General features: G+C 59.3%; 21 protein-coding genes and 1 pseudogene. 11 read left to right on the top strand and 11 right to left on the bottom strand.

What is annotated here, in order from left to right; translation table 11 throughout:
- Positions 1-20 precede the first annotated feature (20 nt).
- The 3 genes and pseudogenes from JDW18_RS14820 to JDW18_RS22630 form a co-directional block, all read left to right on the top strand.
- Positions 21-926, top strand: a pseudogene (locus tag JDW18_RS14820) (IS481 family transposase); the annotation flags it as partial.
- Positions 927-1,506: 580 nt separating this feature from the next.
- Positions 1,507-1,809, top strand: a complete 303-nt coding sequence (locus JDW18_RS22850) for a hypothetical protein (protein WP_246610560.1) — start codon at positions 1,507-1,509, stop codon at positions 1,807-1,809.
- On the top strand, positions 1,709-2,128 hold the full coding sequence (locus JDW18_RS22630) for a transposase (protein ID WP_246610558.1): 420 nt from the start codon (positions 1,709-1,711) through the stop codon (positions 2,126-2,128). The genes JDW18_RS22850 and JDW18_RS22630 overlap by 101 nt, the downstream gene beginning before the upstream one ends.
- Positions 2,129-2,172: 44 nt before the next feature.
- Here the strand turns inward: JDW18_RS22630 and JDW18_RS14810 are convergent, their stop codons facing one another.
- The 3 genes from JDW18_RS14810 to JDW18_RS14800 all read right to left on the bottom strand — a co-directional run bounded on the left by JDW18_RS14810 (position 2,173) and on the right by JDW18_RS14800 (position 4,950).
- Positions 2,173-3,255 (bottom strand): metallophosphoesterase, encoded by a 1,083-nt coding sequence (locus tag JDW18_RS14810; protein WP_218240172.1) that lies wholly within the window; start codon positions 3,253-3,255, stop codon positions 2,173-2,175.
- A 246-nt stretch (positions 3,256-3,501) separates the two neighbouring features.
- On the bottom strand, positions 3,502-4,002 hold the full coding sequence (locus JDW18_RS14805; protein ID WP_218240171.1) for a dihydrofolate reductase: 501 nt from the start codon (positions 4,000-4,002) through the stop codon (positions 3,502-3,504).
- 117 nt (positions 4,003-4,119) lie between these two features.
- Positions 4,120-4,950: a thymidylate synthase gene (locus JDW18_RS14800; protein ID WP_218240170.1), complete on the bottom strand. Its 831-nt coding sequence runs from the start codon at positions 4,948-4,950 to the stop codon at positions 4,120-4,122.
- Positions 4,951-5,171: 221 nt separating this feature from the next.
- Here JDW18_RS14800 and JDW18_RS14795 point away from each other — a divergent pair, with 221 nt between their 5' ends.
- Positions 5,172-5,858 (top strand): hypothetical protein, encoded by a 687-nt coding sequence (locus JDW18_RS14795; RefSeq protein WP_218240169.1) that lies wholly within the window; start codon positions 5,172-5,174, stop codon positions 5,856-5,858.
- Positions 5,859-5,976: 118 nt separating this feature from the next.
- Here JDW18_RS14795 and JDW18_RS14790 read toward each other — a convergent pair whose 3' ends face one another.
- A complete protein-coding gene (locus JDW18_RS14790) occupies positions 5,977-6,843 on the bottom strand; it encodes a sensor histidine kinase (protein WP_218240168.1) in 867 nt (288 codons plus the stop codon).
- Positions 6,844-6,875: 32 nt separating this feature from the next.
- Positions 6,876-7,640, bottom strand: coding sequence for a response regulator transcription factor (locus JDW18_RS14785; RefSeq protein WP_246609948.1), 765 nt, complete (start codon positions 7,638-7,640; stop codon positions 6,876-6,878).
- Between the two features lie 527 nt (positions 7,641-8,167).
- Between JDW18_RS14785 and JDW18_RS14780 the strand changes: the two genes are divergently transcribed.
- The 3 genes from JDW18_RS14780 to JDW18_RS14770 all read left to right on the top strand — a co-directional run bounded on the left by JDW18_RS14780 (position 8,168) and on the right by JDW18_RS14770 (position 9,982).
- Positions 8,168-8,866: a hypothetical protein gene (locus tag JDW18_RS14780; protein ID WP_218240167.1), complete on the top strand. Its 699-nt coding sequence runs from the start codon at positions 8,168-8,170 to the stop codon at positions 8,864-8,866.
- Between the two features lie 70 nt (positions 8,867-8,936).
- Positions 8,937-9,611: a hypothetical protein gene (locus JDW18_RS14775; RefSeq protein WP_218240166.1), complete on the top strand. Its 675-nt coding sequence runs from the start codon at positions 8,937-8,939 to the stop codon at positions 9,609-9,611.
- A gap of 23 nt (positions 9,612-9,634) precedes the next feature.
- The gene (locus JDW18_RS14770) at positions 9,635-9,982 is read left to right on the top strand and encodes a hypothetical protein (protein WP_218240165.1); all 348 of its coding nucleotides are present in this window, start codon (positions 9,635-9,637) and stop codon (positions 9,980-9,982) included.
- A gap of 114 nt (positions 9,983-10,096) precedes the next feature.
- Here JDW18_RS14770 and JDW18_RS14765 read toward each other — a convergent pair whose 3' ends face one another.
- On the bottom strand, positions 10,097-11,530 hold the full coding sequence (locus JDW18_RS14765) for an FAD-binding oxidoreductase (RefSeq protein ID WP_218240164.1): 1,434 nt from the start codon (positions 11,528-11,530) through the stop codon (positions 10,097-10,099).
- 143 nt (positions 11,531-11,673) lie between these two features.
- Here JDW18_RS14765 and JDW18_RS14760 point away from each other — a divergent pair, with 143 nt between their 5' ends.
- Positions 11,674-12,633 (top strand): LysR family transcriptional regulator, encoded by a 960-nt coding sequence (locus JDW18_RS14760; RefSeq protein ID WP_218240163.1) that lies wholly within the window; start codon positions 11,674-11,676, stop codon positions 12,631-12,633.
- Here the strand turns inward: JDW18_RS14760 and JDW18_RS14755 are convergent.
- Complete coding sequence (locus JDW18_RS14755) at positions 12,630-13,094, bottom strand: DUF2069 domain-containing protein (protein ID WP_246609946.1); 465 nt, start codon at positions 13,092-13,094, stop codon at positions 12,630-12,632. The genes JDW18_RS14760 and JDW18_RS14755 overlap by 4 nt on opposite strands.
- Before the next feature lie 683 nt (positions 13,095-13,777).
- Here JDW18_RS14755 and JDW18_RS14750 point away from each other — a divergent pair.
- Positions 13,778-14,998, top strand: coding sequence for a YihY family inner membrane protein (locus JDW18_RS14750; RefSeq protein WP_246610556.1), 1,221 nt, complete (start codon positions 13,778-13,780; stop codon positions 14,996-14,998).
- A 226-nt stretch (positions 14,999-15,224) separates the two neighbouring features.
- On the top strand, positions 15,225-17,063 hold the full coding sequence (locus tag JDW18_RS14745) for an AMP-dependent synthetase/ligase (protein WP_218240160.1): 1,839 nt from the start codon (positions 15,225-15,227) through the stop codon (positions 17,061-17,063).
- Positions 17,064-17,134: 71 nt separating this feature from the next.
- On the opposite strand, the gene JDW18_RS14740 is transcribed toward JDW18_RS14745, so the two are convergent.
- A complete protein-coding gene (locus JDW18_RS14740; RefSeq protein WP_218240159.1) occupies positions 17,135-17,485 on the bottom strand; it encodes an Mpo1-like protein in 351 nt (116 codons plus the stop codon).
- Between the two features lie 250 nt (positions 17,486-17,735).
- On the opposite strand from JDW18_RS14740, the gene JDW18_RS14735 reads away from it, so the two are divergent.
- A complete protein-coding gene (locus JDW18_RS14735) occupies positions 17,736-18,548 on the top strand; it encodes an alpha/beta fold hydrolase (RefSeq protein WP_218240158.1) in 813 nt (270 codons plus the stop codon).
- Here JDW18_RS14735 and JDW18_RS14730 read toward each other — a convergent pair.
- Genes JDW18_RS14730 through JDW18_RS14720 form a run of 3 tightly spaced genes read right to left on the bottom strand, consistent with a single transcriptional unit; the run spans position 18,534 to position 21,762 of the window.
- Positions 18,534-19,427 (bottom strand): PoNe immunity protein domain-containing protein, encoded by an 894-nt coding sequence (locus tag JDW18_RS14730; protein WP_218240157.1) that lies wholly within the window; start codon positions 19,425-19,427, stop codon positions 18,534-18,536. The two genes, JDW18_RS14735 and JDW18_RS14730, sit on opposite strands and share 15 nt — an antisense overlap.
- A complete protein-coding gene (locus JDW18_RS14725) occupies positions 19,424-20,236 on the bottom strand; it encodes an alpha/beta fold hydrolase (RefSeq protein ID WP_218240156.1) in 813 nt (270 codons plus the stop codon). The genes JDW18_RS14730 and JDW18_RS14725 overlap by 4 nt, the downstream gene beginning before the upstream one ends.
- Before the next feature lie 29 nt (positions 20,237-20,265).
- Positions 20,266-21,762 carry a DUF4303 domain-containing protein gene (locus JDW18_RS14720; protein ID WP_218240155.1) on the bottom strand — a complete coding sequence of 499 codons (1,497 nt, stop codon included), beginning with the start codon at positions 21,760-21,762 and terminating at the stop codon, positions 20,266-20,268.
- Position 21,763 lies beyond the last annotated feature (1 nt).

Below are 21,763 nucleotides of genomic sequence, written 5' to 3'. Positions count from 1 at the left end.
GGCGATTCAATCAGCATGCCCACGAAGAAGGTGGCGTAGAGGCCCTGATCCAGATATCTCGGCGCAAGCCCAATCCCAAGAACCGGGTTGATGACGCCGTCGAAACGGCCGTCATTGCCTATGCCCTGGAGCAGCCAGCGCATGGACAGTTACGTGCAAGTAATGAACTACGCCAGCGGGGCATCTTTGTGTCTCCCTCCGGTGTGCGCTCCATCTGGATGCGTCATCAACTGGCCAGCTTCAAACAGCGTCTGTCCAACCTGGAAGCCGAGGTCGCCAAGACTGGCGCCGTTCTCACTGAATCCCAGGTGACAGCCTTGGAAAGAAAGCGGGAAGATGACCTGGCCTGCGGAGAAATCGAAACCACTCATCCCGGTTATCTTGGTAGCCAAGACACCTTCTATGTGGGCACGATCAAGGGCGTCGGGCGCATCTACCAGCAAACCTTCGTGGACACCTATTCCAAGTGGGCTGCCGCCAAGTTGTACACCACCAAGACACCAATCACGGGAGCTGATTTGCTCAATGACCGAGTCCTGCCTTTCCTGACGGAGCAAGGCATGGGACTGCTGCGAATCCTGACGGATCGAGGCACGGAGTATTGCGGCAAGGCCGAGACGCACGACTACCAGTTATATCTGGCAATCAACGACATTGAGCACACCAAGACCAAGGTGCGTCACCCGCAAACCAATGGCATCTGTGAGCGGTTCCACAAAACGATCCTGCAGGAGTTTTACCAAGTGGCATTCAGGCGCAAGATCTACCGCTCCATCGACGAGCTGCAAACGGATCTGGACGATTGGATCAATTACTACAACGGGCAGCGAACACATCAAGGCAAGATGTGCTGTGGCAGGACGCCGATGCAAACGTTGATTGATGCAAAGGAGGTCTGGGATGAGAAGGTAAAAGCGCTCAATTAATCTGACAGCCGTACCGCCCGAAACGGGAGCAACTGTCAGATCAGATCGGAACTTCTACAGCTCAGAAAACCAAGGCACCTGACCCTGCCAAGTTTGTGCCGTTCGCTGCCGCACAGGCAGCTCAGAAAGTGAGCACGAAACTTCAAGCAACTCTGGCCAGGTTCGCTTCCGCACAGGCAGCTCAGAAAAGCTGCGCGGAAATCACCGCCGACCCTATCAAGTTCGCTGCCGGACAGGCAGCATCAGAAATGCACAGGAGCCACGCGCTTGTTGCGGAATTTGTTCGCTGCCGCACAAACAGCTCAAAGACCCTGCACTCGCTATGGAACAGGCTGCCCACGGAATGAAAAATCAGCACATCACTCACCGCTTTGTGGCTAAACACCTAGGGCGTGTTCACATTAATAGTTGACTGCTCATGCAGGCGCTGACAATCCAGCGCCTGCATGTACATCTCTCGCTCTCAATTCAAGCGCATCCGCCATCTGTTACCTAAGCCCCGTGGCAGTCGTCGTATCAGCCACTATCGCTTGCTCAATGCGCTGGCTTACATGGCCGTAACGGCTGTAAATGGCGCGCACTGCCAACTCGATTTGGCCCACGGCATACGATTTACATGCGTCTGTACCGATGGGCGCACAGCGGCGTCCTGGTGGAAGTACTTTCACATTTACAGCAGGACCGACTTAGCCAGTGGTGTGTCCAAGCGTTGAGTCTGGATTCAACCATCGTCAAAGTCCACCCTGATGGCTGCGGGGCTCGCAAAAAACGGTCCACAAGCCATAGGCAGGAGCCGGGGTGGCTGGAGCAGCAAGATTCACATGGTGGCCGCCAGCTGTCGAGATGCTTTGGTATGGAGCCTGACAGCAGGCCAAGCCGGTGATGGCCCCGAAGGCCGTCACCTCATTGAAGTCATTGGCGTCCAAGACGCACCTGTGTATCTGCTGATGGACAGCGCCTACGGCGGCGGTGACTTGCGAGCTGAGGCACTGGAGCGCAACTTGATACCTGTCGTCCCTGCGCACCCACTGCGCAAACACCCTTGGCAATTGGACAAACGACGATACCGCCAGCGCAATGAGATCGAGCGCTTGTTCCGGCGGATCAAGGCTTACCGGCGCGTCTTCACGCGCTATGACAAGCTCGATGTTGTGTACGCGACCTTTATCTCAATGGCTTTGATTTGCGAACACCTGAGGTAATGTGAACACGCCCTAGGCGCTGCACAAGCGCCATGTGGCGCACATCAATTTTTCGGATGGTTGATTTCGCCAAAATTTTCAGACACTGCCTGCACCCCATCATCAAACACCAGTACACGCTCTGGCCAGCGCATGGCGGCGAGTTTGCTGCGTTCGTTGGGGTTTTCTCCGCGCAGGCGGTTCAGCCAGCGGGCGCCTACGGAATAGTCAACGCAGAATACGTTGCCCAGCAGGCCGTGCCACGACAGTGAGGGGGTGTTGCCGAACAGGTTTTCAAACTGAGAGCCATGTGCTGGCGCATCGCTGGCGCGCAGGCGGCGCCAGTAGTGGCCGACGATGACGGCAGGCTTTTCCGTGTATTCGTTCCACCAGCCCACGCGCTCGACAAAGCGCCACTTGCCGCCTGCATAGAAAGGGGTGCGGCATTCGCGTTCTACGCCGGTGGTGATGACTTTCAGCGGGTTGACCATGGCTTTGGCCAGTTCGTTTTCGCTGTGTGCGGGCAGGAATGGTGGCTCGTGCAGGTGGTCTTCCAGGCTGTGCGGCCAGCTGCGGTCTTCTTCGCGCATGCGCTGGGCAATGCGGTTGATGACAGAGCGTTCTGCCGCAACATGCTCGAAATCGTCGTAGGCCGTGCAGGCGCTGCCGATTTCCAGTTCGCGGGCCTGGGCGATGGATTCGGGAATCCATGCGGCGTGAACGATACGCAGGTCTTCGCGCTCCAGTGCGATGGGCAGTTGATTGAGCGTTTCCAGCATGCGGGGCGTATCGGCCTTGGGCATGCGGGCAAAGGGGGCGTATTTGGGCTGGTCTGAGGCAATGCGGCTGTCGAAGAACCAGCCGGAGCCGTCTTTGGCATCCTGGCGCAGCAGATTGATTTCGTGATTGCCCAGCACGCCATGGGCTTTGCCCGACTGCAGCATGCCGCCCACCAGCCCCAGCACGGAGGGGCTGTCCGGGCCGCGATCGCAGAAGTCGCCCACAAACACCAGGCGCCGCCCTTCGGCGTGGTTGCCTTCGTGGTCGTAGCCCAGGTGCGCCAGCAACTGCACCAGCGCGTCGTATTCGCCGTGGATGTCTCCCACGATGTCAAGGGCGCCGGGGGGAAGGGGCTGGACTAGGCTCATATAGGCAGGCAAGGGCTTCGGGGGCGCCCGTCAGTGTGAAAGAAGTGAAAGACTGGGGTGGTGGAGCAATCCAGATACCGCAGTCTCAGTGAATTGTTGCAATGCAGCATTCATTGTGCAATAGGGAAACTGTCCCCCGCTGGACTGAATGCACGTCAGCCTGAACAACATGTGGCGCGACAGACATCTTCTGCTTCGGCCGCTTTTCGGTGGTCGCAGATCACAAAGTCTGCGGCTGGAATGTCGTCAGCCGCGTTCGTAGCGCACAAAGCGGTAGGGCAGTCCGTTGACAGAGACATGGTCGCTGCTGCGTACGGGCTTCCATTCGGCGCCAAGTTTCGGGGCGTGGGCATCGCCTTCAAAGTCCTGGCCGATTTCGGTGACTTCCACAGCGTCTGCCAGTGGCAGGGCCTGGGCGTAGATCTGTGCACCGCCGATGACCCAGATGTCTTGCGATAGTTGCTGGCCGCGCTTCAGTGCTTCGGGCAGGCTGGCGGCGCGAACGACCTGGTCGGAGGCAGGCTCAGGCTGCCAGTCGGTCTGTCGGGTGACCACGATATTGGTGCGACCGGGCAGGGGGCGAAAGCGTGGGGGCAGCGAGTCCCAGGTCTTGCGACCCATGATGACAGCGCAGCCTTTGGTCCGCTCTTTGAAGTGGGCCATGTCTTCCGGCAGGTGCCAGGGCATGGTGTTGTCTTTGCCGATGACGCCATTGGCGGCACGGGCGTAAATCAGTTGAATGGCCATTGCTATCAATGTGGAAGCTGCTAGCGCAAGTTAAATATTGGTTTCAAGAATAAAACTGATTGAAATCCAATGAAATAAAGCGCAGGCAGCTTTGATTTTTATAGTGAGCAGTAATGCTTAAACCGCGACGGGCGCTTTGATGGCTGCATGGTGCTGATAGTCCAGAACCTCGAAGTCTTCGTACTCGTAGTCGAAGATGGAATCAGGCTTGCGCTTGATATTCAGCGTCGGGTAGGCAAAGGGCTGGCGTGCCAGCTGGGTTTGTACCTGCTCAAAGTGATTGTTGTAGATGTGGCAGTCGCCACCCGTCCAGATGAAGTCGCCCACTTCCAGATCGCATTGCTGGGCCAGCATATGGGTCAGCAGTGCGTAGCTGGCGATGTTGAAGGGCACGCCCAGGAAGATGTCGGCGCTGCGCTGGTAGAGCTGGCAGCTCAATTTCCCGTCTGCCACATAGAACTGGAAAAAGGCGTGGCAGGGCATCAGCGCCATCTGGTCCAGATCGGCCACATTCCAGGCGCTGACGATGATGCGGCGGCTGTCAGGGCTGGTCTTGAGCTGTTTGACGACTTCGGCGATCTGATCGATATGGCCGCCGCCCGCCTTGGGCCAGCTGCGCCACTGCACGCCGTACACGGGGCCCAGGTCGCCAGTTTCCTTGTCGGCCCATTCGTCCCAGATGGTGCAACCGCGCTCCTGCAGCCATTTCACATTGCTGTCACCGCGCAGAAACCACAGCAGCTCGTTGATGATGGACTTCAGGTGCACCTTCTTGGTGGTGACCAGCGGGAAGCCTTCATTGAGGTCAAAGCGCATCTGGTAGCCAAACACGCTGCGCGTACCCGTTCCTGTTCGGTCGGTCTTGGATGCACCATGCTCGAACACATGGCGCATAAAGGTTTCGTACTGGCAGCGCACGGGGCGCAGGTGGGATGTGGTGGCGTTCATGGTGCTATCGATGGACGGGACGGCTCAGCGTACAGGAGGCGGGCCGACTCTTGAATGGGGGCTGGCACTCAGGCTTGGGCCAGCAATGGTTGGAGTTTGCCACGGGCACCTGACGGGCTGCGTGCGCCATGTCAAAAAGCTTAGCCAATGTGGAGCATTAAGCAGGCGGCTGACTTATTGCGCCTGCACAATCGCCCCCTTGAGATACAAGGAGGTGTTGGATGACGCGAATTTTGATGACGGCTGCCGCTGGTGCGCTGGCCTGTGTGGCTTTGCTGGCTGGCTGCGACCAGAGTAAGTCTGCGGCTGCGCCTGCAGCGACAGATGCGCCAAGTGCCTCGGTGGCTCCCGTAGCTCCTGCCGCTGTTCCTGCCACGACTCCTGATCCCGCCCCTGTTGCGCCACCGGCTGCACCTTCTGCAACGACGGCATCCGCTGCCCCGGCAGAGTCAGCGCCTGCAGCCACGGCTCAGATTGTTTCCACCTCTTCCATCGTGCAGGTACGCGTTCCCCATGTGGCAAAAGATGGCGAGGAGGGCTTGAGCAGCCTGAAAGCCATGGAAGGCAAGTACCGCTGGGATGGGGTGGATTACCTGAAAACCGGCGTGCTGGCGCAGCGCCTGAAGGCGCTGACCGGAGCTCAGTACGAAACCGTGCTGAAAAATCTGGATGCCGTGGGCCCTCTGGAGACGCAGGGCAGTGCAATGGCCGTGTTTGGCAACCGCCAGCGCATGGGTGGGGAAGAGTCGGCGGCCATCGTGATCGACCCGGCGCGCAATGGTTTGCGCGTCTGGCTGCTGAGCGCTGGGCGGCAGACCGTGTTTACCGATGTGCAAGGGGATGACATTCCCTGGCCGGAATCGGTGCAGAGCCTGATCCAGAACGTGGCAGCCCAGCCAGCATCCTGAGCAGACTGATTCAACGGCTGGCGAATTTTCTCTGCCGGCCTTTGGTGTAAAGCTTTTATTTGAAATAAATCGGCCACTCATAAGCGGGATAATTTTGCCGCCTGAAATGGCGCGGCCTTTATTCTTCGCGTCCCTGAGAGCGCCAGCGCACCCATATCTGTGTGCCGCCTTGCGGGCGAGGCTGTATGCGCAGATCGGCGCCGATATTGCGCATGCGCCAGAACATATTCTTGATACCCTGGCCTGAAGATGATTCGCTCTGAAAAACGGATTGAAGATCGAAGCCGAAGCCATTGTCTTCAATGCGCAAAGACCAGTCCCAAACCCGCTGCAGCGGATTTTCTGAAACATATGGCTCCAGCGTGACCCATATTTCGCTGGTGCCAGAATGCCGCACGGCATTGCTGATGCTTTCCTGAAATACCTTCAATATCTGGTGGGCCACTTTGCCTCTGGGCAATGGGGGGGCGCTGAGGGGGGCTGCTTCCAGTTCCGGGTCGCGCAGCGACCAGTGCAGGATCAGCCCTTTGCGCTCCAGAGCCGGGGCGAGGCGGTGCCTGAGGCGGGCCATCTGCATGGCCAGGTTGTCATCCGGGGCGTCGATGGTGTCCACAATCAGCCGCAGGTCAAAAAGCGATTGCTCCAGCAGCTCCTGCGCGGGGTGGCGCTCTTGTGGTGGCTTGGCTTCCAGCAGGGCCAGCGCCTGCAGCAGCTGAAAGCCCAGGGTGTCATGCAACTCGGATGCGATGCGGTGGCGCTCGTTCTGAATCTCGTCGGACAGAGGCGCCTGCAGCGGCTTGCCCCACGGCACGGCCGACAGCAGCAGATGCAAAGAGACAACCAGACCCGTGATGGCCAGCAGCAGACTGAGTGCGAAAAGCGCTGGCTGGAGGTGACTGTCGTCAGAAACGCTGTCATACAGCAGCACTGATGACTGCATGAAAATCAGAACCAGCAGCCATTTCATACCGCGTAGCGCGTACATATGGGCCTCTGCATTCAATCATTGGCTGGGCATTAAAGTATTCCTTTCAGAGATGCGGCTCTGACTGCGTGCGCTTTGGAATGAACCTGTAGTTTCTGATAGATATTCTTGATATGTGTTGAAACAGTGCAGATACTTATTTTTAGGGATGTAGAAATTTCCGGATTGCTGTAACCGCATGCAATTAATTGAAGTATCTCTATTTCACGGTAAGATAATTTTTCTTCTTGATTGATTTTTTGCGATTTCTCATGTGGAGAATATTTGTTATATATCTTTAGAAGTATTTTTTTGGCCAAGGATGGGGTAATGGAAGCACCGCCATTGGCCACCTGAAGCACAGCCTGCGCATAACCGCCAAACCATGAGTCTTTTAATAGAAAACCTTGTGCGCCATGTGAGAAAGCCTGAAGAACACGGTCTTCTCTTTCTGTGCATGAAACGACAATGGTTAAAACATGCGGAAGCTTTTCATTCACGAAATCCAGCAGGTCAATGCCATCTCCATCACCCAGATTGAGGTCCAGAAGCAAAACATCGAATGCTTGATTTGCTATGTTTTTCAGAGCTTCTCGCAGGCATCCTGACTGGCCTACCAGCAAGGTTCTTGGGTCACCCATGATGTCTTGTGCAATGACGCGGCGCACATGAATATCGTCATCCACAATAAATGCTTTAACGGGATTATCTTTTTGACCAGCCATGTTTTCGGGCCACATTTGCATATGGGCCGATGATGGCATTTCATGATGGTCCCAAGGACTGCCAGATTTGATGGGTGCTGTGCTGGAAAACATGCTAACGCTCCATTGGAATTTGTTTTTTGAGAATGTTGATGTTTATCGTTTAGAACCACTTGTAGTAAAAAATCCATTCCAATTGTCAAGAAATGTCTTTTTTAAAAATTAAACATAAATTCATGGATTTGAAAGTTAAAAAATTCTATGAATAAAAAGAGTCTGATAGCCTTTCTCTGGTGCTTGATTTTTTTGTTTATATTTCTTTAAGTAAATAAATTTACATTTAAAAACATTACGCATTTAATTGTTAAAAATTGCAAAATTCATAGCGCAAAACAGAGCGCTGGAAAGAGGTTTCGTAATTTTTCAAGGTGTTTGAAAATCAGTCCGACGCCAAGATGGCTGCGGTATTTCTGATTTTGAGTCCCCTGATGAAACTGGCGCTGACCGAAAAGCAGCCGCAGCGTTACATCAGCGCCAAAGCTGCTGACGGTTACGGATGGGATGGCCTGCACCCTTCGTGCAGACCGCCTGTTGCCTTAACTTTCTCAGAAGTCTGAGAGCTGGCTTTCAAAGGGACGATCATGAAAAAATCTCTGATTGGTATGGCTGTGATTGCTTTGGCGGGCGTGGCTTCGGCTGCGGTGAGTGGCTCCAGCATCGCTGCAACGTCAACGTCGACGAACTCATCCTCTGGCACGCTGTCCGCAGCTTCCAGCTCGGGCAACGGCAGTGCGCTCAGCATGAACAGTGCGGTGGCTGGTGCCACGGCTTCTGCCGCAGGAAGCGGTACTGCAGGTGCCGTGCCTGGCCTGGCTGCGGGGGGCTCGTCGGTCAGCGGCAGCGCCAATACGACTGGCACGGTGCAGAGCCTGGCGGTGACATCGGGCAACGGTAATGCGGTGGGCGGCGCAGGCACCAGTGCCAGCGCAAGCTCCGGCGCCATTTCGGGCTACGGCGCCAGCGCCCCAGGCGCTTCTGTCAGCGGCGTGTCTTACGGTCAGGCCCAGTCGTCCACCAATAACGCAGCGGCAACAGCGGCAGGCCCTGGCGGTGGCGGCGCGCTGGTGACGAATACCTCGGGCACGCAGTCTGGCTACAACGCTGCTTCGGGTGCGGTTTCGTATCCGGGCGGTACCGCAACCGGCACCAGCTCCAGCGCAGGCTCTGCAGGCAGCAGCGTCTATCAGAACGCCATCGTGTACGGCAATGCAGCGGGCTGGGGTAATGGCGGTGGAACATCGGGTTCCGCCATTGCAGGCTCGGGCGCCGACGCCCACTGAGTCTGATTTCCGCGCAGCAGTGTCCACCCGGGCTTCATTGCGGTGAAGTCCGGGCGTCTAGGAGGTCATCATGAAAGCCTTACTCGGTTTGCTGGGGGCTGTGGTCGCCGTGAGCAGCATGGCGCAGTCTGCCGACAATAGTTCCCAGAGCACGTCCAGCACTTCTGCGGTCGGTAATCAGCAATCGATCACTTTTGTCTCGCCCCCTGAAACCCGCTCTGCCCAGACCATTGACAGTCGCTCGGACCAGACCATCACGACCAATGGCAACAGCACGCAGAACATCAATTACGTGACCAGTGGCACGTCCAAGAGCGTGGTGGAGTACACAGGCACGTACACGATGAAGAACGTGCCCAGCGTGAATGGCCCGAATCTGACCACCAGCAATGACACTTGCATGGGCAGCACCAGCGGCAGTGCCAACGGGCCGGGCTTTGGTATCAGCATAGGCTCCACCTGGAGCGACGATCACTGCCAGCGGCTGAAAATGAGCCGTGAGCTGTGGAACAAGGGCATGAAGGCCGCGTCTTTGGCCATGGATTGCATGGACCCTGCCGCACGGGTGGCGCTGGAGATTACGGGCACCAAATGCCCGCAGTCCATGACGGCGGATGAGCGCCGAAACAACTATGGGCCGGATGCATCACCGCAGGCCGCTTATATTCCGCCGCCGCCAAAGCCTGCCGTGGCTGAGGTCTCTGCCGCGAGCAACAACCTGCCTGCAGCGCTGTACCCGAACTGAGGCCAGACAACGAGGAGGCTGTCATGGATAAGCGACTCTTTTTCCTGGCTGCAGCAATCGCAGCAATGGCGGTGAGCGGGGCCAGCACTGTGGCGGGCGCTGCGCCCGTGGTGACCAATGCCCCGCTGAGCATTGAGCGCAAACTGCTGGGCAGTGGCGAGCAAAGCCAGGCGGGGCAGGAGCTGGCACAGATGGTGGGAGACTTTGGCGTTTGGCATGTGCCGCAGTACTTGCCTGGTTACCCCAGCGCGGCCACGATCTGGCCCCGGGTCATCACGGTCAAGTGCAAAAACCGGCAGTGCGAAGGCTATTTCATCACCCCTGAAATGGGGCCGGGCGAGTATTTGTTCTTTGTGCCTGCGCAGGATTAGCGGGCAGACCACCCGGGTGCAAGCTTGAACAGCTGCATGCAGTTGCCGCATCAAAAACAAAACCCTGCAAACGAAAGTCTGCAGGGTTTTGCTGTGCGGTTCGCTGCTTGCGTATCAGCTGCGCGCCAGAACCACGCCGGGGTTCATGATGCCCTGCGGATCCAGTGCATTTTTGATAGCGCGCATCATATGCATGGCAACGGGTGACTGGTATTTTTCCAGCTTATCGACCTTGAGCGCACCCACGCCATGCTCGGCAGAGAACGAGCCGCCAAACTGGTCCACCGCTTCATAGACGAGGTGGTTGACCAGCGCTTCCTTCTCGCGCAGAAACTGCTTGCCGTCTTCGCCTTCGGGCACTTGCACGTTGTAGTGCAGATTGCCGTCGCCCAGGTGGCCGAAGTTGACCAGGCGCACACCGGGAATTTCGCGCTTGAGCACGGCGTCTGCATGCTCGACAAAAGCGGGAATGCGCGAGGCAGCGACAGAGATATCGTGCTTGATGTTCAGCCCTTCCTCTGCCTGCGCCAGCGGAATGCTCTCGCGGATATGCCACAGCTCATGGGCTTGTGTCAGGCTTTCGGCTACCACGGCGTTGACCACGCAGCCGTCTTCAAACGCCAGCTCCAGCAGATGCTCAAAGCGCAGGCGGGCGTGCTGCTCGGATTCGCTGTCGCTGTTTTCCAGCAGCACGCAGTAGGGCGCCTCGTCGCCCATGTCGGCAAACGGTACGCGCAGCTGCGGCATGTGCTTGACGACCAGAGACAGTGCAAACTGGCCCATCACCTCAAAACCCGTCAGGCCCGCACCCAGATGCTGGTGCGCCAGGCCCAGCAGGCGCACGGCTGCCTCCATGCTGGGCACGGCGGCAAAGGCGGTGAGCTGCGCCGCAGGCTGGGGGAACAGCTTCATGGTGGCAGCGGTGATGATGCCCAGCGTGCCTTCGCTGCCAATGAACAGATCGCGCAGGTCGTAGCCGGTGTTGTCTTTGCGCAGACCTTTGAGGCCATCCCAGATCTCGCCCTGGGGCGTGACTACTTCCAGACCCAGGCACAGCTCACGCGTATTTCCATAGCGCACCACCTGCGTCCCGCCTGCGTTCGTGCCCAGATTGCCGCCAATGGTGCAACTGCCTTCAGCGGCCAGGGACAGAGGGAACAGCAGGCCTTCTTTCTCGGCCACGTCCTGCAGGTTTTGCAAGATGCAACCGGCTTCCACGGTGAAGGTCAGGTTGTCCTTGTCGATATGACGCACGGCATTCAGGCGCGTCAGGTTCAGCACGATCTGCTGGCCGCTGTTGTCGGGGGTCGAGCCCACCGACAAGCCAGTGTTGCCGCCCTGGGGAACGATTTGCACATGGGCTGCTGCGCAGGCCTTGACCACGGCGGCGACTTCTGCCGTGTTGCCGGGGCGCACCACGGCCAGCGCCTTGCCGTGTACGCGCTTGCGCCAGTCTTGCTCATAGGCTGTCAGGTCGCCATCAGCGAGGACATGGGTGGCACCAACAATCTGGCGCAGGGAATCAAGCAAAGCAGGGGTGGAAGTCATGGCTGGCAGGCCGCCCGCAGGCGGCGCAAAGAGAAAGCAGAGGGCATCCTAAGCCCGCAAACACGCTGCTGGCATGGAAAACCGCGAAGCCCCAAGCGTAGAACATGGCAGACTGGCAAACAATCGAAATAAATTGCTTGGTTATGCCGGTTTTTCCGAATAATGTCAGCCTGCGCCAGCTACGCGCCTTTGATGAGGTGGCGCGCCAGGGAGCTTTTGCCCCCGCTGCGCGGGAGCTGTGCCTGACGCAGTCGGCCCTGTCTGAATCCATACGCCAGCTGGAAGAGGCGCTGGGCCTGCGCCTGTTTGACCGCACCACGCGCACTGTGGGGCTGACGGCTGCCGGGCAGGCCTTTTTGCAGGATGTGCGCCAGGCGTTTGAAACGCTGGAGCAGGGCTTTCAAAACCTGGGCGACCTGGCGGCGCTGCGCCGGGGCAAGGTGCGTATTGCTGCTGCGCCATCGGTGCTGGCGGTGTTGCTGCTGCCGGTGCTGCCTGCGCTGCGGGTGCAGTACCCGGGCATTGAAGTGGATTTGCTGGAAGACAGTGCGGAAGGCATTGCCCAGCGGGTGCAGGCTGGCAGTGTGGACTTTGGCGTAGGCGCGGCGTACCCTGCGGCGGGTGATTTGCAGATGCAGCCGCTGGTCAGCGACGGCATGGGGCTGGTGGCCCTGGCCAGCGAGCCGCTATTGAGCGCACCGCGTCTGGCGGTTGCCGATCTGGCGCATCTGCCCTTTGTGGGGCTGACTTCTGATACCGCCATCAGCCAGTTGCTGGCCAGTGCACCGGGCATGCCCCCCAATGTGCTGCAGACGCCGCTGCGCATGTCCAACCCGCAGTTGCTGTTCGAGGCCGTGAGTCTGGGTCTGGGCGTGAGCATTGTTCCGGCGCTGACGGCGCGGCACCCATCGCTGGGTTTGCAGGGCGATTTACGCTTTCGCCTGCTGGATGAGCCGCGCATTCTGCGCCGCACGCTGCTGATTCAGCGCCCGCGCAGGGCCATGTCGCCAGCGGCGCAGTTGCTGTTCAATGCACTGGCCGGGCAGTTGCGCGCACTGGCGCAGCAGCCGGGAATTGTTCTGGATATGGATGCCGGAATTTAGGCCGCTGTTGTAGCCGTTGCGGCAGCCGCTGCCGCTGCCGTAGTTGCTGCGGCTTTGACGGCGCGCTGGCGCAGGCGCACATGGGCCGTGCAGGCAACAAAGAGCACGATGCACAGCAGCACTTCGCCCAGCGCCAGCCAGCGGCTGGGGGCCGGGTCGCCCCAGGCACGCACCACGCCTTCGGTGAAATACAGCCACACCAGCAGGCTTAGCCAGCGGTAGGTGTACATGCGGCGCTTGAGCAGGCCAATCACACCAAAGGCCAGTGGCAAGGCTTTCAAATACAGCAGCGTGCCGCCGCTGCGCACGGGGGCCAGCCACAGCTCCCAGGCCACGCACAGCGCAATCAGCCCCAGCAGGCTTCCCACGGCCAGCCAGCGGGTGGCGGCCACGTCAGAGCCAGGCTGCTGGATTGGTGAGGAAGTGTTTTCGGCGGCTTGGGGCGAGAGGGCGTCGGTCATAGCAATGGCATCATATCGGCCATGGCAGCTCCCTTTGAATCTGGACATTTCTTTTCGATTCTGCGTTTGATATGGCGCAGCTCTGGTCGCCCCGCGTTCGCTGGTGTGGCACCTCTGGGGAGGCTGTCATGAAAAAGAACGATAGAGCCGGGTTCTGGGCAGCGCTGGAAGGTCAGCGCCCTGTATCAGTACCGGCACCTGCATCAACTCCTGCAGCGGCACAGCCGGCAGGGTGGGGGCAACCATCTTCCATTCAGCCTGCCGTGCAGCAATCACTGCTGCAGCCAGAGCAACCGCAAGAGCAACCGCAAGAGCAGCAGCAAGAGCATCTGCAAGAGTCTGTGCAGCGCCAGGAGCCGCATCTGAACAACCTGGACGCGCGACAGGAACCGGTGCTGGAGACTGTTGCACCTGCTGCCGAGGCAGCGTCGCATGCCGATTTCAGCGCGCCAGAGCAGGGCTGGGGCAGAGAATCAGAGTCAAATCAGCCGCAAGCGATTGATTCACAAGCGCAGGCAGCTTCTGTTTCAGGAGCAAAGCGCAAGCGGAATTCTCTGCGAAAAACCCAGAATCTGGCCGCCGCCTGCAAGGACTGGGTGGCACGAGTCCCCCAATCCAAGCTGCCCAGCCGTGAGGAGCTGAAATACCAGCTGCATCGCAAGAGCCGGCGCGTGCAGCAGCGCATGCAGACCTTTCCCTGGCGCAATACCGCACAGGTGCTGCGCGAGCGGTTCAAGGAAGACCGGCTGGGCGTGACAGCCAGCAGTCTCACTTTCACATCGCTGCTGGCGCTGGTGCCGTTTTTTACCGTGGCGCTGGCCTTGTTCACGGCCTTCCCGATTTTTGGCAAGGTGCAGCAGGTGCTGGAGCGCTGGCTGATGGACAGCCTGATTCCCGAAACCATTGCGCGCCAGGTGCTGGGCTATCTCACGCAGTTTGCGTCCAAGGCCAGCCAGCTGGGGCTGGTGGGTTTTTCGATTCTGATGGTCACGGCCATTGCCTTGATCCTGACGATTGACCGCACGCTCAACAACATCTGGCGCGTGCGCCAGCTCAGGCCGCTGGGCCAGCGCGTGCTGATTTACTGGGCCGCCATCACGCTGGGGCCGCTGGTGCTGGGTTTGAGTCTGGTGCTGTCGTCCTATGTGATGTCTGCATCCAAGGGCCTGGTCAATGCCTTGCCGGAGAGCCTGCGCTTTGTCTTTGACTCCATTGAGTTCATGGTGTTGGCCGCTGGCATGGCGGGGCTTTATCACTATGTGCCCAATACGCCGGTGCGCTGGCGCCATGCCTGGGTGGGTGGCGTTTTTGTCGCAGTGTTCATGGAAGTGGCTAAGAAGGTGCTGGGTATTTACCTGTCATCAGTGCCCACCTACTCGGTGATTTACGGCGCATTTGCCACGCTGCCCATCTTGCTGATCTGGATGTATGTGGCCTGGAGCATTGTGCTGCTGGGTGCGTTGGTGACGGCTTATCTGCCCACCGTGCTCAGCGGGGTAGAGCGGCTCACGGGCCATCGTGGCTGGCAGTTTGAGCTGGCTGTGGAAGTGCTGCAATGCCTGGCGGCTGAGCGTGAGCTGCCACATAAAGGCCTGTTTGTGCGCCAGCTATCGCGGCGCCTGCGCATTGAGGCGGCGCAAATTCAGCCCGTGCTGCAGGCGCTGGCCAAGCTGGACTGGGTGGGCGCGGTGCAGCCGCCGGATGCCTATGTCTCGCTGGAGAGCACCGAGCCGCGCTATGTGCTGCTGGTGGACCCGCACAGAACGTTGGTGGAGCCGCTGGTTCAGGCCTTGCTGCTAGCCCCTACGCCCGCCACAGAGCCGCTGTGGCAGCGCGCCCAGATTGATTCCATGAGCCTGGCCGAGCTGATTGCCGCGCCTGCAGCGGATATTCATAGAGTTTGAGAAAACACCCGAATTCTATGAATACACAGTGGTTTCAAGCTAGATAATTGATAGCAGATAAGCGCTGCTGGGTAAGGCAGCGCACAATAAAGGCATTCAGGTATCCAGACGCTGGATACTCGCCGCCCCGCAGGGCTTGCCTGCGGCCAGATTTCACCCATGCCTGCTGGTGCAGCCAGAGCCTCGCTCCGGGCTGTGCTTTGTGGCATTGATTTTTTGATTGCTCATGAGCCAATCTGTCTCCCAACCCCGGCAGCAGCGCAGCCTGGCCCACATGTTTCAGGCACGCATGGTGGCCACGCCAGACTTGCCCGCCTACCGTGAATTTGTTGACAAAGACCAGCCCTGGCGTTCGCTGAGCTGGGGCGAGGCTGGCGCTGCCGTCATGCGCTTTCGCGCCGCCATGCAGCAAAGCGGGCTGCAGCACGGCGACCATATCGGCATCTGGCTGCCCAACAGCGTCAACGCCATGTGCACCGATCAGGCCGCGCTGCAGATGGGCGTGGTTTCTGTGCCGGTGCACACCACTGACAACCCGGCCAGCATTGCCTATATTTTTGATAACGCTGAAATCAGCCTGCTGGTGCTGGCTAGTCTCGGCCAGTGGGAACGCCTGCGTGCCACCGGCTACGCGATGAGCCATCTGAAAACCGTGGTGGTGGCCGATCTGGCGCAGCCTGTGCAGGCCGATGCCAGCCAGCCACGTGTGCTGGCGCTGGCCGACTGGCTCAAGGAAGGCCAAGCCATGGCGGGCAAGCCTGCGCCCGCCTTGCCAGAGCCTGAAGATGTGGCTGCCATCGTCTACACCTCGGGCACCACGGGCCGCCCCAAGGGCGTGATGCTGACCCACGCCAATGTGATGGCCGATGTCTCGGCGTTTGCGCAGCGTGTGCAGCCCCGCGAGGACGACCGCTTTCTGTCCTTTTTGCCGCTCTCGCACACCTTTGAGCGCACCGTGGGCTACTACCTGGCCATTGCCAGCGGCGCCTGCACCTCGTATGCAAGATCTGCCGCGCTGCTGATGCAGGACATGCTGACCGAAAAGCCCACCATTTTGGTCTGCGTGCCCCGCATCTATGAGCGAGTGCATGCCAGGATGCTGGAAAAAATTCTGGCTGGCCCGCAGCCCGAGCGCGAGGCTTACTACGCAGCCATTGCATGGGGCTGGGCCAATTTCTGTGCGCGCCAGGACATCACCGATCTGCACAAGCACGATGCATCGCTGATTGGCACGCCCGCGCCTGCGGCCCATGCCCAGCTGAGCCAGCAGATTGCCGATATTTTTGGTGGCTGCGTGCGCATGGCCATCACGGGTGGTGCGGCTATTCCGCAAAGCACGGCCAAGGATTTTCTGGCGCTGGATGTGCCCCTGCTGCAAGGCTATGGCATGACGGAAACCACACCGGTGATTTCGGTCGTCACACTGGACTGCAACGACCCCGCCACGGTGGGTGCGCCTTTGCAGGATGTGGAGATTCGCATTGGCGAACAGCACGAGTTGCAGGTGCGTGGCCCCATTGTGATGAAAGGCTACTGGAAGCGCCCCGAAGAAACTGCGGCTGCCTTTACGGCCGATGGCTGGTTGCGCACGGGTGACCAGGCAGAGATCGTCAAGGGGCGGATTCGCCTGATGGGGCGCATCAAGGAAATCATCGTCACCTCGACTGGCGAGAAAATTTCCCCTGCCGATCTGGAGCTTGCGCTGCTGGCCGATCCGCTGATCGAGCAGATCATGGTGCTGGGCGATCATCGCCCATACATCAGCGCCATTGCCGTGCTCAATGCCGAAACCTGGGCCTTGTTTGCCAAGGAGCAAGGCTGGGAAGCACACAACCCCGAGACGCTGCGCCAGCCGGTGGTGGTGCAGACCCTGCTCAAACGCCTGCAAGCCCTGAGCGCAGATTTCCCCAGCTACGCCCAGCCGCGTGCGCTGCTGCTGACGCTGGAGCCATGGAGTGTGGAAAACCAGCTGCTCACCCCCACGCTCAAGGTCAAGCGCCAGCCGATTGTGGAGCGCTATGTCTCTGAAATTGAGAGCATCTATGGCAATCGCCGCATAGGCTGAGCTGCTGTTTCACCAATGCAAACGGGCTTGATTGTGTTCAAGCCCGTTTGTTTTTTGTGGCTGCACAGGCTCTACATCTTGATGCGGCCCAGCAAAATATCGCGCCACATCATCCAGTCACCCATGAAGCTGTAGAGCGGGCGCTTGAAACTGGCGGGCCGATTTTTTTCAAAGCCAAAGTGCCCCACCCAGGCAAAGGCATAACCACATACCAGCCCGGCCAGCAAATACCACCAGTTGCCCGTCACAAACAGCGCCAGCAAAAACAGCAGCGACAGGCTGGTGCCCACGAAATGCAGGCGTCGGCAGGTGGTGTTGCTGTGCTCACCCAGGTAGAAAGGGTAGAACTCGGCAAAGCTCTTGAACGCACGCGGATCGACAGCTGCGCTGGCGTCCATCGCGGAGGTCGTAGTCTGGGACATGGCAGCACCTCGTTGTTTGGCAAGGCTTTTTTATACAGCTGGCGCTGGTGTGGAGCTAGCGGGTAAGTGCTCCCTCAGGCCTGCCGTGGTCACTTGCAGGACAGTGGCTGCGGCAGTGCAGGCTACAGAATCTGCCAACCTCGATGCAGATACAGCCAGATTGGCATGCAGCCCGCACTGGTTCAGCGTGGGGTGCTACTTTTGTTGCTGAAGCTTTTGCTCAATGCCCACTTTTACCGGATTGCCGCCCATGTCCGATCACGACTCTCCATCAGCTACGTCGATTCACATCAGCGAGACCCAGGTCGCAACGCCAGACGGCGCGCTTTATGTCAAGCGCTGGCAGCCCGATGCGGGCGCCAAGGCGCCGATTGTGCTGATGCATGACTCGCTGGGCAGCGTGGCGCTGTGGCGTGAATTTCCCGAACAGCTGGCCGCCGCCACAGGCCGCGAAGTCATCGCCTATGACCGCTTGGGCTTTGGTCAGTCTGATGCCAACCCGCATCAGCTGCAGCCCCAGTTTGTGGAAAACGAGGTGCATGCGGGTTTTGCGCCCATTCACCAGGCGCTGGGGCTGGATGCTTTTGTCATGCTGGGGCACAGCGTGGGCGGTGGCATGGCCTGCATGGTGGCAGCGGCCTATCCGCAGCAGTGCAAGGCCTTGATTACCGAATCGGCCCAGAGCTTTGTGGAAGACCGCACGCTGCAAGGTATTCGCGCAGCGCGCGACAACTTTGCCCAGCCTGGGCAGGTGGAACGGCTGGGGCGCTATCACGGCGATAAAGCGGCCTGGGTGCTGTCAGCCTGGGTTGATACCTGGCTGAGCGCGCCTTTTGCGCATTACCGGCTGGATGCAGCCTTGAAGCAGGTGCACTGCCCGGTGCTGGCCATTCATGGCGAGTTGGATGAATTCGGCTCTCTGGTGCACCCCGAAAACATCTGCGAATGGGCGCAAGGCCCTGGCGAAGTGGAAATCATCGCCGGTGGAGGTCATGTGCCGCACCGCGAGTTGCCCGAGCGCATCACAGGCCGTATTGCACGCTTTCTTTCAGGCGTCGCCTGAATCAGCAGTCTGTGCAATGCGTGATCGCGCATAGTCCACCAGGTCGGCGGGGTAGCGGGCGCAGCTGCGCAGCGCCGTGTCATCCCAGCCATAGAGCACGGACAGCGCACCCACTTCCAGCGCCCAGGGGCCTGTGCCCAGCCACTCGCCGCCTTTTTTCTGCTGCTTGGGCGAGAGCTTGAAAAACTCGGTGTACTGGTTTTGCAGATAGGGCACAAGTGGGTCAGGTAGCGCTTCGAGCTGCTCAAAAAATGGCTTCATGGCACCGTAAGGGCGTTTGTGAAACAGCTCCTCGCTGAACTCTTGCAACTGCAAGCCGCCCACGCACAGATAGTCCAGCAACTGGTCGGTATCGAAGGCCAGCACATGTTCATCAATGGCTGGCACATCGTCCTGCGCATCCAGCAAGTTAGCCAGCGACAGCAAGGTCACGGCAATGCGATATTCATTGGTGCGGGTCTCGATGGGGGCTGCGACACCATAGTCCTCGCCTGTCTCCTGTGTCATGCCGGTGATGGCTTGCTGATGCAAGGCCCCCATATCGCAATACAGCGCTGCGATTTCTTGATAAATGGGGCGCAGCACATCGCCGCTCAGACCCAGGTCAATGCCATACATCAGCAGCGAGCAGGCTTCCTCGCCCATTTCTTTCCATTTTTCGTAGTTGGTGAGTGCGATGTAGGCATCAGAATCATCCAGCGGCTCTTTGTACTCATAGCTATTGGCAAAGCGCCTGAGCATGCCCAACGCCTCTTTCCAGTCGGCTTTTTTATCGGCGAGATTGAGAGTACGTCTGGGTGTTAGACCTGTGAGCGGGATCTTGGCCCACTCGGCGGTGGCTGCGGCCAGTTGGCCGCGGTGCTGGAAGGTTTGGGTCATGGCGTCTTCAAAAAATCACGAATGGCAAACAAGGTGGCATCGGGCGACTCTGACATCTGATTGTGACCATTCGGAATCATCTGCACCTTGACCGACTTGCCAGCGGCCTTGGCGGCATTGATCAAACCCTTGGCGGCCTTGGGCGGCGTCATCTGGTCCTGCTCGCCAATCACAAACAGCACGGGGCAGGTGATGGAAGCCATGGCCGCCTCGCCACCGGCGTAGCTGTCGCAGGCGGTAAAGCCTGCGTGCAGCAGGTTCACGGTGCTGTTGCTGGCCAGCACGCGACGGCCCAGGGCCATGCCGGCGCCAAACACCCAGCTGCCGGCGCCATTGGGCGGCGACAGCGTGGCGCGCGAGAAGGTGTTGACCATGGCGATGGCTTTTTCGGGCGTGGCGAGTGCCGATTCCAGCAAGGCCGGCGATACCTTCATCGGAAAAGCCGTGCCCACCAGCACCAGATGGCTGATGCGTTCTTTCAATGTGGCGGCGGCTTCCATGGCAATGAGGCTGCCCCAGCTGTGGCCTATCAGCGCGGCTTTTTTCACGCCTGCTGCATCCATCAACTGGCCGATAAAGGCGGCAGCGTCTTCCACGGTTTTGGGGGCTGCGCCGCCGCTTTTGCAATGGCCGGGCAGGTCAATGGCCAGCACGTTCCAGCCGTGGTTGGCCATGTAGCGGCTTTGCAGCGCCCACACACTGTGGTCGCACAGCACGCCGTGGATAAAGATGGCGGTGGGCTTGGCCGCGTCGAACGGCTTGCCGCCGGAGTAGGCGTAGATGTCAGCGCCTTGCACATTGATTTGCATGTCTGTCTCCGATTCTGTTTTTCGTGTGTTCAGCAGTATTCGTCCAGCCATTCCTGTGCCAGTTCACGAACGTTTTCGCTCGCGTCATGCTTGGCGGCATGCTGAATTTCGGCCAGTTGGCTGATGCTGGCTTTTTTCCAGTCCTGCAAGCCCAGCATGGCCTGGTAGCGCACATCCTCGTTATCGTCCCGCCTCAAGGCCTGTGCCAGTGCGGCAATGATGCGTTTGCCTGCGGCAGCACCCAGGCTGCGCTCGCCCATGATGCAGGCCGCATGCACACGCACCAGCAGATGTGGTGACTGCAGGCCGAGAATGGCTTCATCCAGATCGGCACTGCGCAAGCTGCAAAAGCCTGTGCCGGGCGCCAGCTCTTCGCCCAGCGCTGCTGTCAGTGCCTGATGGTTCAGGCTCAAGGCCTGTTCCAGCGGCGCATAGTTCAAGTGCAGGGCGGTGGTGCCCGGCTTGCTGTTCCAGGCGCGGTAGGGGTGGGCAATGCCTTGCGCAATTCGCTCGGCAGGCAGGGCCACTGTGCTGACTTGCTGCAGCAGCCAGTCCTGATCGCCGATGGCCCCCAATGCACTGGCGCACCAGTTGCGGCCACTTTCTTCAGAACGCTGCTTCAGCGGCTGCTGCACCTGCTGGCGCAGCGCGGCCAGCACCGCTTCGTCATGCCAGGCCATCTGGGCCAGCATCATGGCGGCGCGCCATTGCGCTTGGGGCCTGGACAGCACTGGCAGCAGTGCATGGGCCACCAGGGCGTGGTCCATGCTCAGCAGCGCGGTCTCGGCTTCCTCGCCCAGCAGCGATGTGTCTTGTGCGCTCAGGCCCAGCTCCTCAAGCGCCACGCCTTGCAGGCAGGCCAGGTGATATTGCAGCTGCTGCGCAATGGGCAGGGCGGCAATCCGGTAACGCCTTTGCGCGTCTTTATCGTGACTGGGGAACAGTTTCAGAAACAGGGGTTCGCCCAGGCTCTGGCGTGCCAGTTGCTCGCTTTCCTCGTCGTCGAGTGTGATCAACAGCACAGCAAACTGAGGACTCAACTGACTGGCCGAAGCGGATTTTTTGCAGGCCTTGGTCAGTGCCTTGCAAATGCTGATCAGCACCTTGAGCAGGCGCGCCTCGGCGCGCAGCCAGTGGGCAGGTGTGCTGCTGTTGGCTTCTGCAATCAAGGCATCGTTGAGCTGCTGGAAGGCGGAACCCTCCGAATTGATATCAAGCTCTTCCCAGCTCCAGTCGGCGGGGTTCCAGCGCAGACTGCCGAGCTGGCCTGCGTCCGCCGAAAATTCGGAAATGCCTTTTTTCTGGTACGAGGCCAGTACTTCGGCATAAGCCTGTTCGCTATTGGCGGCCAGCGTGGGCAGATAGATAGGGCCATCTTCCTCGCGGTACAAGCCGCTCAGCGCGAAGGCGTAGAAGGTGTCATCAGGGTGTGCGGCCAGAAAAGCCTGCACGTCCCGCCAGTAGATGTCGAACAGAGACTGTTCAAACTGTTTCCAGTCCAGTGTGGTGGGGGATATTGCTGGCATG

It is taken from the genome of Comamonas fluminis, assembly GCF_019186805.1.
Lineage (GTDB): Bacteria > Pseudomonadota > Gammaproteobacteria > Burkholderiales > Burkholderiaceae_C > Comamonas > Comamonas fluminis.
Note: the sequence above shows the minus strand (reverse complement) of the source record. Positions and strands in the feature narration are given on the sequence as shown.